This is a genomic window from Janthinobacterium paucivorans (genome assembly GCF_051380805.1).
GTDB lineage: Bacteria > Pseudomonadota > Gammaproteobacteria > Burkholderiales > Burkholderiaceae_D > Janthinobacterium > Janthinobacterium lividum_D.
Map to the genome: position 1 here is coordinate 123,217 of NZ_JBNYXR010000017.1, position 11,296 is coordinate 134,512.

An 11,296-nucleotide genomic window follows, 5' to 3' on the forward strand; every position below is an offset into this window, starting at 1 on the left:
ATGTACACCACCCTGTTACAGGCCAGTGAACTGGCCAGCCACCTCAATGACAGCCACTGGGTCATCCTCGATTGCCGCCACGACTTGCTCAACTCCACTGCCGGCAGCGATGCGTTTGCCGCTGGCCACATCCAGAACGCGCAGTTTGCCGATATCGACACGGCCCTGTCCGGCCCGAAAACAGCGCGGGGCGCGGACTTTACGGGCCGACATCCCTTGCCCGACCGCAACGCCCTGCTGGCCACCTTGCGCGGCTGGGGCATCAATGACGACACGCAAGTGGTCGCCTATGACGGCCAGGGCGGCATGTTCGCCGCCCGTTTATGGTGGCTGCTGCGTTGGGTAGGCCACCCGGCCGTTGCCGTACTCGACGGCGGCCTGGGCGCGTGGCAGGCGCAAGGTTTGCCGCTGGTCACGCCCGTGGCACCGCGCGCAGCAGGCAACATCACGGAAAAAGTCAGCCTGACGCGCACGGTCAGCGTGCAGGAGGTGCTGGCGAACCTGGCCACGCAGGAACTGCAGGTGCTCGACGCGCGCGCGCCAGATCGTTTCCGTGGCGAAAACGAAACCATCGACCCCGTGGGCGGCCATATCCCGGGCGCGAAAAACCGTTTCTTCAAGGATAACTTGCAGGCGGATGGTCGCTTCAAATCCGCTAAAGAACTGGAGCAGGAATTCGCGGGCCTGATCAGCACGGCTGAATCTACTATCCTGCAATGCGGCTCCGGCGTCACGGCGTGCCATAACCTGCTGGCCCTGGAAGTGGCCGGTTTAAGCGGCGCGGCCCTGTATCCGGGTTCGTGGAGCGAATGGTGCGCCGATCCGGCGCGGCCCGTGGCGACGGGCAACTAACAAAATGGCGGGCCAGATGGTCCGCCATTTTTTTGTTAGTGGATAACTGCGATCTTATCCCCGACGCTTGATGCAGCCATTCCAGTGCCGCCTGCAGCGCCCGCTGGCAACCGCAAGGCCATGCTCGGCGCACTGAGCCCGTGCATCAGCCGCCGTGGCGTTTATGCGTCAAAAACAGCACGATGCATACGCCCAATGCGATCAGCAGCACTTGCGGTATGGTTTCGCGCAGGGTCGAACGACGCTGCATCTGCGGCATCAGGTCGGACAGGGCAATATAGATGAAGCCGGACGAGGCGAACACCAGCACGTAAGGAATCAGGTTGCTGGCGCGGTCCAGGGTGAAATAGCCAAGCAAGCCGCCGGCCACCGCCATCAGGCTGCACAGCAGATTGAAGATGTAGGCGCGCAGGCGCGAAAATCCGGCATTGAGCAACACGATGAAGTCGCCGATTTCTTGCGGGATCTCGTGCGCGATGATGGCCAGGCCCGTCACCAGCCCCAGTTTCGGATCGGCCAGGAAGGCGGCGGCGATCAGGATGCCGTCGGTAAAATTGTGCATGCCGTCGCCGACTAAAATCATCCAGCCGGCCTTGCCCGCTTCGTGCTTGTCGTGGCCGTGCGCATGCTGGTGGCCATCGCCTTCATGGTGGTGCGAATGGCGCAGGATGGCGAACTTTTCCAGCATGAAAAAGGCTAGCAAGCCCGCCAGCAAGGTGGCGAACAGGCTGCGCGGGTCCGCTTGCGACTCGAACGCTTCAGGCAAGGCGTGCAGCAGCGACGTCGACAGCATGATGCCGACGGACAAGCTGACCATGCGCTCGACCACTTTGGACAAGAATGCAAACGAAAAGATCGCCGCCGCAGTAATGCTGAAGACGCCCGCGAGCGTGGTCGCGAGCAAAATGGATATAAGGACGGGATCGATGATTTTCTTACCTCAAAATGGCGCCGGGTCACTGGCGCCGCGATGCTGGCGTCTGGCCTGATGCATACGCTGTTATCTATTACTTAATTTTTTGTGCGTTTGGCGGCAGCGTAGCGCGATGGAGATGCAATTGTACTGCATTGACGCACACCGGGCACTTTACAGCCCGGTGCGCCTTTCGCGTTTTTCGCGTTTTTCGCATCAAGGGATGGAAAAAATAGCGTCATCAGGCACTTTTAGCGCCGTTCAGGCCGCAAACTCAGGCAACACCATGCGTTTTGAACCAGGCCAGGCAACGCGCATAGCCGTCTTTCGCATCGGCCGCCACATAGCTGGCGCGGTAATCGGCGTTGAAGGCATGGCCCGCATCGGGGTAGACGACGAATTGCGATTGCTTGCCGCCCTTGGCCAGCGCCTCCTGCATCTTGGCAATCGATTCCTGCGAAATGCCCGTATCCTTGCCGCCGTACAAACCCAGTACGGGGACTTTCAAGGTCGCGGCGATATCGATGGGATTGCTCGCTTGCAAAGGGGTCGGCTCACCCACCAGGCGACCATACCAGGCCACGCCCGCCTTGACGGCCTGATTGTGCGCCGCGTACAGCCAGGTGATACGCCCGCCCCAGCAAAAGCCGGTAATGGCCAGGCGGCTCGTGTCGCCGCCATTCTGTTTTGCCCACGCAACAACCGCATCGAGATCCGCCATCACTTGCGCGTCGGGCGTCTTGGCGATAATGCCTTTCAACAGTTCAGGAATGCTGGCCACCTTGGTAGGGTCGCCCTGGCGCACGAACAAATCGGGTGCCAGCGCCAGATAGCCCTGTTTGGCGAAGCGGCGCGCCATGTCGGCAATGTGCTCATGCACGCCAAAGATTTCCGAAATGACCAAGACCACGGGCAAGCCCGTCTTGCCTTCCGGCTGCGCCGCATACACGGGCACGGCCTGGCCATCGACCATCACCGACATGCTGCCTGTGACGAGCCCGGCGGAATCGGTCTTGATGACGCTTTGCGCCGCCACGGGCAGCACGGCCACGGCAAAGCCCGCGCCCAGCGCCACCTTCAGGAAACCACGCCGGCCATCCGGCCCGGACAAGCTGCTCTGGCCCAGCAAACTTTCACAATCGGTGATCATGTCGCTCATGCGTTTCTCCTGAAAGGTGTGTTGACAAAAAATGTCGGCTTACGCGCTGCGCGCTAAGCCGACCTACGCTCATTGCTATTGTTAAACATGTAGGTCGGCTTAGCGGGGCATGCCCCGCGTAAGCCGACGCAGCATCAATGCGCTTCATCCCAGTTTTTACCGATACCTACCTCGGCAGTGAGCGGTACTTTCAATTCGGCCACGCCAGCCATCAGTTCCGGCAGCTTGCGCTTGACCAGTTCCAGTTCCGCGTCCGGCACTTCCAGCACCAGTTCATCGTGCACCTGCATGATCATCTTCGTTTGCAAGCCGTCTGTTTCCAGCCAGTCTTGCACGGCGATCATGGCCAGCTTGATCAGGTCGGCAGCCGTGCCCTGCATGGGCGCATTGATCGCCGCCCGTTCGGCTCCCTGGCGGCGCGGGCCGTTCGGCGAATTAATTTCCGGCAACCATAAACGGCGCCCGAACACCGTTTCCACGTAACCGCGCGCCTTGGCTTGCTGGCGCGTGTCTTCCATGTACTGTTTCACACCGGAAAAACGCGCAAAGTAGCGGTCGATATAGCTTTGCGCGGCCGTGCGGTCCACGCCCAAGTTACCGGCGAGGCCAAACGCGCTCATGCCGTAGATCAAACCAAAGTTGATGACCTTGGCGTAGCGACGCTGTTCGCTCTGCACTTCCGCGGCTGGCACGCCAAAAATTTCAGCGGCCGTGGCGCGGTGAATGTCGATGCCTTCGGCAAACGCGCGCAGCATCGCTTCGTCGCCAGAGATGTGTGCCATGATGCGCAATTCGATCTGCGAATAGTCGGCCGAGACGATATGGCTGCCCGGCGGCGCAATGAAGGCTTCGCGAATGCGCCGGCCTTCCGCGCTGCGGATGGGAATATTCTGCAAGTTCGGGTCGTTCGATGCCAAGCGCCCCGTCACGGCCACGGCTTGCGCATAGTTCGTATGCACACGGCCCGTGCTGACGTTGATCATCTTCGGCAATTTGTCCGTGTAGGTCGATTTCAGCTTGGCCAAGCCGCGGTATTCGAGCAGCACTTTGGGCAGCGGATAATCCTCGGCCAGCTTTTGCAGCACTTCTTCATCGGTCGACGGCGCGCCCGTCGGGGTTTTTTTGACTACCGGCAACTTCAGCTTTTCAAAGAAGATTTCACCGATCTGCTTGGGCGAACCCAGGTTGAACGGCTGCTCGGCCAGTTCATACGCCTTCTTTTCCAGTTCCAGAATCTTCGCGGCCAGTTCGGCCGACTGGATATTGAGCAGCTCGTCGTCGATCAGTACGCCGTTGCGCTCGATCTTTTGCAAGACCACGGCCGTCGGCATCTCGATCTTTTCATAGATGAAGGTGAGCTTGTCATCGTTGGCCACGTTACCCCACATGGCATTGTGCAAGCGCAAGGTGACGTCGGCATCCTCGGCCGCATAGCTGGCCGCCCGCTCCACTTCCACCTGATTAAACGTGATCTGCTTGACGCCCTTGCCGCATACGTCTTCAAAAGGGATCGTCGTGTAATTGAGGTGGCGCAGGGCCAGGCTGTCCATGTCGTGTTTCTTGTGCGATTCGAACACATACGATTCGAGCAAGGTATCGTGGGCGATGCCGCGCAACGTCACGCCATGGTTGGCGAAGATATGGCTGTCGTACTTCAGATTCTGCCCAAGCTTGGGCTTGTGCGCATCTTCCAGCCATGGGCGCAGTTTCGCCAGCACGTGCTCGCGCGTCAACTGGTCCGGCGCGCCCGCGTAATCGTGGGCCAGCGGGATATAGCAAGCGGCGTGTTCGGCCACGGACAGGGAAATACCGACCATTTGCGCCGTCATCGGTTCGAGCGACGTGGTTTCCGTGTCGACAGCCGTCAACGACGCCGCATCGATCAGGGCCAGCCATTTGTCCAGCTGCTCATCCGTCAGCACGGTTTCATAGACGGCTTCGACCTTTGGTGCGGCATCGGCGAACATGTCGCCGGTCATGTTCGTCGTCGCTACCGGTGCGCCGACTGGCGACATGGGCGGCGGCGTGGCGCCCAGTTCGCGCAGCAGGGCCTTGAAGCCATAGCGGTTGAAGAAGGCCAGCAGCGCTTCCTTGTCTTCGTGTTTCGCCGCCAGCGAGTCGGCGATCGTCGTCATGTGCTGCGACAAATCACAATCGGTCTTGACAGTGATCAAGGCGCGCGCCTGCGGCAGCCATGGCAAGGCCGTGCGCAGGTTTTCACCCACGGCGCCGCCCACTTGGGCCGCATTTTCGATGACGCCTTCCAGGCTGTCGTACAAGGTCAGCCACTTGACGGCCGTTTTCGGGCCGCACTTCGATACACCGGGCACGTTGTCCACCGTATCGCCGATCAACGACAGATAATCGATGATGCGCTGCGGTGGCACGCCGAACTTGGCCAGCACGGCCGCTTCGTCGAGCTTTTCATTGCTCATGGTGTTGATCAGGGTCACCTGGCTGTTGACCAGTTGCGCCAGATCCTTGTCGCCCGTTGACACCACCACGTTCATGCCGGCGGCAGCGGCCTGCACGGCCAGGGTACCGATCACGTCATCGGCTTCCACGCCGTCGACCATCAAAATAGGCCAGCCCATGGCGCGCACGGCTTCGTGGATCGGTTCGATCTGCAGGCGCAGGTCATCGGGCATCGAGGCGCGCGTGGCCTTGTACTCGGGATACATATCATCGCGGAAAGTTTTACCTTTGGCATCGAAGACGCAAGCGATGTAGGCGGCCGGGTAATCGGCGCGCAGGCGGCGCAGCATGTTGACCATGCCGTGCATGGCGCCCGTGGGATAGCCGTCCGGGCTGCGCAGGTCGGGCAGCGCATGGAAGGCGCGATAAAGGTAACTGGAACCGTCGACTAACAGCAGGGTGTTGTGCATAATGCCAATAAAATAAGGTGAGCGCGCCCGCCCCGAGAGCGGCGGGCGGGTCAAATATCGCCCAATTATCGCAGAGTTTAGGACCGCGCCACCGGGGACGCGGCTGCCGTTTTTTGTGCAATGCGCCACGACTGGCGCCCCACCTGCCGACCCGGCCGGCGGCCAGGGTCTATTTACACGCATTTAATCAACCGTATTGAGCAGCTTTGCTTACCAGTTTGTTACAATGGCCTATACATAAATTGACGGCATTAGAGCACTGCACGCGCTGCAGTCCTATACATGCAAGCGAACCCATGGAAGCAAACCCATCATGATGCGTACATCGACACTCTGGACATTCCTCGCCCTGCCCCTGCTGGCAGCTTCGGCCATTGCCAGCGCCCAGACGCCGGCCAAACCGAGCGAAGCGCCGCCACAGCTCGAGCGTATCGAGGAAATGGGTGAAGCGCCGATCACCGTGGCACCAGCGGCCACCAAACAACAAATTAGCGAAAAACGCGAAGCGGGCGTGACCAGCGAAGTCAAAGTCACCACCGGCGGCAGCACCTATTACATGAAGCCGGCCGCCGGCGCAGACCAGGCCAACGGCAGCGCCCTGCGCGGCCCACAATGGAAAGTGCTGGAATTCGACCTGGGCAAGAAAAAACAGAAACAACGCGATGAAGAGGCTGCAGACGCGCCAGCACCGCCAGCACCCCCAGCAGCAGCGAAGTAAGCAGCCACTATCTTTTACCCTGCCCCGGCCACCTGCGGGGCAGCCGGCTTTTTTGACCTTTTAGACCACTCCTCTCTTACCCATGGCAGTTTTTACCGCGCTACACCTGGACGATATCGGCCAGTGGATCACGCAGTTTCCACTCGGCAAACCTCTGGCGCTCAAGGGCATCGCGTCCGGCATCGAAAATAGCAATTTCTTCCTCAGCACGGAGCGCGGCGAATATGTGCTGACGATCTTTGAAAACCTCAGCTTCGAGCAATTGCCGTTTTATCTGCAACTGATGCGCCATTTGGCGGACCGGGGCGTGCTGGTGCCCGCGCCGATCGCCAATGCCGATGGCGAACTGGTGACGGCCCTGCAAGGCAAGCCGGCCGCCATCGTCAGCAAACTCGACGGCAGCTCGCAAATGGCGCCGCAAGCCGTGCATTGCGCCGCTGTCGGCGCCATGCTGGCGAAGATGCACCTGGCGGGGCGCGATTTCCCCCTGCAGCAAGCCAATTTGCGCGGCCTGGACTGGTGGAATGCCACCACGGCGCTGGTCGTGCACCACCTCGATGATGCCAATGCGCATTTGCTGCGCGCGGAAATCCATTTCCAGGACGCCTTTGCCGCCTGCGCTACCTATAAAGCCATCCCGCGCGGCCCCGTGCATGCCGACTTGTTCCGCAACAATGTGATGTTTGACGGCGAGCGCCTGACAGGCTTTTTCGACTTTTACTTTGCCGGTTGCGACACCTGGCTGTTCGATGTCGCCGTGACCGTCAACGACTGGTGCATAGACCTGGCCACGGGCAAACTCGACACGGTGCGCGTGCGCGCCCTGCTCGATGCCTACGGGGCCGTGCGCCCGTTCACGCACGAAGAACAGACGGCATGGCAAGCGATGCTGCGCGCTGCCGCGCTGCGTTTCTGGCTATCGCGCCTGTACGATTATTACCAGCCGCGCGAAGCGGAAATGCTGACCCCGCACGATCCGGCGCATTTCGAACGCATTCTGCGCGAACGTATCGCCACACCTGCTCCGGAACTGTTTTAAACATGGAAAAATTACCTGCAAGTACAGGTTGGCAATGGGTGAAACAAGGCTTCGCCCTGTTTCGCAAGCAACCTGGCGGCATGTCGATGCTGTTTCTCGGCTATATGTTTTGCATGCTGGCCGTCAGCATCGTGCCCGTGCTCGGTCAATTGCTGCCCGTCATCCTGGTCCCCGTATTTTCCGTGGCCTTCGTGCAAGGCTGCCTGCATATCGACCAGGGCAAGCGCGTCCTGCCCAGCCTGCTGATCTCGGGCTTCCGCAAGCCGGCCTTTGCATCCCTGTTCGGCCTGGGCGTGCTGTACATTCTCATGGCCATCCTTGCCATCGGCGCCGCCACCCTGGTGGACGACGGCTTGCTGTGGCAACTGGTGACCGGACAACTGACGGAAGAAGCCGCGCGCGCTGTCATCCCCGAGTCGCGCCTGGGCCTTGGCATCCTGCTGGCGATCGTGCTGTACGTGCCGGCCGCGATGGCTTTCTGCTTTGCCGCACCGCTGATCTACTGGAAAAAAACCGGCCTGGGCAAGTCACTGTTCTTCAGCTTTTTCGCCGTCTGGCGCTCGCTGTCGGCCTTCATTGTCTTCGCTTCCACTTGGTTCGCCATCAGCATCGTCACCAGCCAGTTGCTGGCCCTCATCTTTGGCCGCACGCCGATGATGATGCAACTGATGCTGCCGTTGTCGATGATACTCACCATCATCATGCATTGCTCGTTCTACGCCGCCTACCGCCAGATCTTTGGCGTGCCCGTCGAGGAGAGCAAGACGGTATCGCTGGATAAGACCGGCGAGTGATCGCCGGTCAGACGTAGGTCGGATTAGCGGCAGCACGCCGCGTAATCCGACGCTGCGAGGCCAACAGTGGTGTCTGATGACGCTACGCTAATCCGACCTACGCACCGGGGTCATAACCTCAACACCGCTAACGCAAAGCTTGGCGCCAACATGACCGGGGGGCTGACCCCGGTATTTAGCGGCCTAATCTCTCCAGCTTGGCTATCCCCAGGTCCAGCACTTTCATGCCGTGCTGTCCAAAATTGATCTGCGCGCGCGCATTGCCGCCGCCGCCTTCGATGTTGACGATCACGCCTTCGCCAAACTTGGCATGCGCCACCGATTCACCGATGCGCCAGCCGCCGCCCGTGGCTTTTTGCGCGATCTTTTGCGCAATCGCATTGTCGGAACCCAGGCTGGCCACGCGCGGCGCCTCGTCCCAGGCCGACTTGCGGTTGCCGAACCAGTTCGCCTGTACCTTCGGCGACAGCCACTTCAGCGCTTCTTCCGGCAATTCATCGAAGAAGCGCGACTTCATGTTGTAGCGCGTCTGTCCGTGCAGCATGCGCGTCTGCGAGAAGCTCATATATAAGCGTTTGCGCGCGCGCGTGATTGCCACATACATCAGCCGACGTTCTTCTTCCACGCCGTTGTCTTCCTTCGAGCTGCTTTCGTGCGGGAACAGGCCCTCTTCCAGGCCGGTAATAAACACATTATCGAATTCCAGACCCTTGGCCGAGTGCACCGTCATCATCTGCAACGCATCCTGGCCCGCCTGCGCCTGGTTATCCCCGGCTTCCAGCGACGCGTGCGAGAGGAAGGCGGAAAGCGGCGACATCACGGCCGGCAGCGGCGCATCGGCGTCGAGTATGTCGATGCCGTCCTGGTTCACCACGGGCGCGCCCGACTGCGCCTGGGCGGCCGGCCCCAGGTGCGCCGGTGCAGCCTGACCGAAACCTTCTTCGGCAACGAACTGGCTGGCCGCGCTCACCATCTGTTCCAGATTCTCGATGCGGTCGGCGCCTTCCTTTTCATTCTGATAATGCTGGAGCAAGGTACTCGCTTCCAGCACGACGCGCACCATTTCGGGCAGCGACAATTGCTGCGTTTCGAAGCGCACTCCCTCGATCAGCTTGACGAAACCGGCCAGCACGCTGCCAGCCTTGCCCGCCACGTAGGGCACGGAGGCGTACAGCGAAATACCGTACTGTTCCGAGGCGGCCTGCAATTGCTCGATCGAACGCATGCCGATGCCGCGCGTGGGGAAATTAACCACGCGCAAGAAAGCGGAGTCGTTATGCGGATTGTCCATCAGTTGCAAATATGCAATCGCGTGCTTGACCTCGGCGCGCTGGAAGTAGCGCTGGCCGCCATACACGTGATATGGAATGCTGGCTGAAAACAGCGCATGCTCGATCACGCGCGACTGTGCGTTCGAGCGGTACAAAATAGCAATTTCGCTGCGCGAAGCGCCATCGGCGATCAAGCTTTTCGCCTCGTCGATGATCCACTGCGCTTCTTGCAAGTCGGAACTGGCTTCATACACGCGCACCTGCTCGCCAAGACCGGCGTCGGTGCGCAGATTCTTGCCCAGGCGCTTGCTATTGTTCGCGATCAACACGTTAGCGCTGTCGAGGATATGACCATGCGAGCGGTAGTTCTGCTCGAGCTTAATCAAGTTCTTGACCTGGAACTCGTGCTCGAAGGCGCTCATATTGCCGACGTTGGCGCCGCGAAACGCGTAAATACTCTGATCATCGTCGCCCACGGCAAACAGGGCGCCGCCATCGCGGCTGCCGTGGCCGGCCAGCAACTTGAGCCAGTTGTATTGCAGATTATTCGTATCCTGGAACTCATCGACCAGGATGTGGCGGAAGCGCGCCTGGTAATGCTCGCGCAGCGGCTGGTTACGGCTGAGCAATTCGTACGTGCGCAGCAGCAGTTCGGCAAAATCGACCACGCCTTCGCGCTGGCACTGATCGTCATACAGCTGGTACAGCTCGACCATCTTGCGCTCGTGCGCGTCATACGCTTCCACGTCCGTGGCGCGCAAGCCCTGGTCCTTGGCATTGTTGATGAAATACATCACCGTCTTCGGCGGGAATTTTTCATCATCGATATTATTTGCCTTCAACAAGCGCTTGATCACCGACAACTGATCCTGCGAATCGAGGATCTGGAAAGTCTGCGGCAAGGCCGCGTCCCGGTAATGCGTGCGCAGCAAGCGGTTGCACAGGCCGTGGAAGGTACCGATCCACATGCCGCGCGTGTTGATCGGCAACATGGCCGACAGACGCGTAAGCATTTCCTTGGCGGCCTTATTGGTAAAGGTCACGGCCAGGACGCCGGGCGGCGATACCTGCTGGGTCTGGATCAGCCACGCGATGCGGGTGGTCAGCACGCGGGTCTTGCCCGAGCCAGCGCCAGCGAGGATCAGCGCATGTTGGGCCGGCAAGGTGACGGCAGCCAATTGTTCGGGATTGAGGTTGTGAAGAAGATTTTGCATGCCGTGATTATACCGGCATGGCTAAAAATACTGTGCATTTGTCCAGCGATCTTGAGCAATTGAATAGCTGCAGGCCGATGGACCTGTCGAGTAAATAAGCTTGGGAAGGGTTAGACACCGCCTCCCCGAGCATTACGTCGGAAGTCGCCCGATCGATGCCGGGCAATCTCCGCCTGCGCTACCGCACTGAAGCACGGGAACTCAAGCGCAGTCAGATTTTTGATGAAAAGCAGGGTAAAAAACGCAGGCCGCAGCCTGCGCAAAATACCGTGTCAGGGCGTATGTCTATCAGTACAGCACGACGGAACGGATAGACTCGCCGCTTTTCATCAGGTCGAAGCCCTGGTTGATGTCTTCCAGCTTCAGCCTGTGCGTGATCAGGTCGTCAATATTGAGCTTGCCTTCCATATACCAGTCGACGATCTTCGGCACGTCCGTGCGCCCGCGCGCG

At 60.0% G+C, this 11,296-nt stretch carries 8 protein-coding genes and 1 pseudogene; 4 read left to right on the top strand and 5 right to left on the bottom strand.

Annotated features, from left to right (window positions below; all coding sequences use genetic code 11):
- On the top strand, positions 1-852 hold the full coding sequence (locus ACQ4V8_RS18920) for a sulfurtransferase (protein WP_070345804.1): 852 nt from the start codon (positions 1-3) through the stop codon (positions 850-852).
- Between the two features lie 145 nt (positions 853-997).
- Here the strand turns inward: ACQ4V8_RS18920 and ACQ4V8_RS18925 are convergent, their stop codons facing one another.
- The 3 genes from ACQ4V8_RS18925 to polA form a co-directional block, all read right to left on the bottom strand.
- Complete coding sequence (locus ACQ4V8_RS18925) at positions 998-1,756, bottom strand: ZIP family metal transporter (protein ID WP_010394777.1); 759 nt, start codon at positions 1,754-1,756, stop codon at positions 998-1,000.
- A 283-nt stretch (positions 1,757-2,039) separates the two neighbouring features.
- Entirely contained in the window at positions 2,040-2,924 is an 885-nt protein-coding gene (locus ACQ4V8_RS18930) for a dienelactone hydrolase family protein (RefSeq protein WP_070345805.1), read from the bottom strand.
- A gap of 134 nt (positions 2,925-3,058) precedes the next feature.
- Entirely contained in the window at positions 3,059-5,809 is a 2,751-nt protein-coding gene (polA, locus tag ACQ4V8_RS18935) for a DNA polymerase I (protein ID WP_010394773.1), read from the bottom strand.
- Between the two features lie 313 nt (positions 5,810-6,122).
- On the opposite strand from polA, the gene ACQ4V8_RS18940 reads away from it, so the two are divergent.
- The 3 genes from ACQ4V8_RS18940 to ACQ4V8_RS18950 all read left to right on the top strand — a co-directional run bounded on the left by ACQ4V8_RS18940 (position 6,123) and on the right by ACQ4V8_RS18950 (position 8,360).
- Positions 6,123-6,527, top strand: a complete 405-nt coding sequence (locus ACQ4V8_RS18940) for a hypothetical protein (RefSeq protein WP_010394771.1) — start codon at positions 6,123-6,125, stop codon at positions 6,525-6,527.
- An 82-nt stretch (positions 6,528-6,609) separates the two neighbouring features.
- Positions 6,610-7,566: a homoserine kinase gene (locus ACQ4V8_RS18945; RefSeq protein ID WP_010394770.1), complete on the top strand. Its 957-nt coding sequence runs from the start codon at positions 6,610-6,612 to the stop codon at positions 7,564-7,566.
- Between the two features lie 2 nt (positions 7,567-7,568).
- Positions 7,569-8,360: a BPSS1780 family membrane protein gene (locus ACQ4V8_RS18950; protein WP_010394768.1), complete on the top strand. Its 792-nt coding sequence runs from the start codon at positions 7,569-7,571 to the stop codon at positions 8,358-8,360.
- Positions 8,361-8,535: 175 nt separating this feature from the next.
- On the opposite strand, the gene ACQ4V8_RS18955 is transcribed toward ACQ4V8_RS18950, so the two are convergent.
- Positions 8,536-10,845, bottom strand: coding sequence for a UvrD-helicase domain-containing protein (locus ACQ4V8_RS18955; protein WP_436572000.1), 2,310 nt, complete (start codon positions 10,843-10,845; stop codon positions 8,536-8,538).
- A gap of 288 nt (positions 10,846-11,133) precedes the next feature.
- Positions 11,134-11,296, bottom strand: a pseudogene (locus ACQ4V8_RS18960) (S-(hydroxymethyl)glutathione dehydrogenase); the annotation flags it as partial.

Coding starts and splice junctions, on each gene's coding strand:
- ACQ4V8_RS18955 (WP_436572000.1), bottom strand. CDS start 10,845: ATGCAAAATCTTCTTCACAACCTCAATCCCGAACAATTGGCTGCCGTC.
- ACQ4V8_RS18940 (WP_010394771.1), top strand. CDS start 6,123: ATGATGCGTACATCGACACTCTGGACATTCCTCGCCCTGCCCCTGCTG.
- ACQ4V8_RS18930 (WP_070345805.1), bottom strand. CDS start 2,924: ATGAGCGACATGATCACCGATTGTGAAAGTTTGCTGGGCCAGAGCAGC.
- ACQ4V8_RS18920 (WP_070345804.1), top strand. CDS start 1: ATGTACACCACCCTGTTACAGGCCAGTGAACTGGCCAGCCACCTCAAT.
- ACQ4V8_RS18950 (WP_010394768.1), top strand. CDS start 7,569: ATGGAAAAATTACCTGCAAGTACAGGTTGGCAATGGGTGAAACAAGGC.
- ACQ4V8_RS18945 (WP_010394770.1), top strand. CDS start 6,610: ATGGCAGTTTTTACCGCGCTACACCTGGACGATATCGGCCAGTGGATC.
- polA (WP_010394773.1), bottom strand. CDS start 5,809: ATGCACAACACCCTGCTGTTAGTCGACGGTTCCAGTTACCTTTATCGC.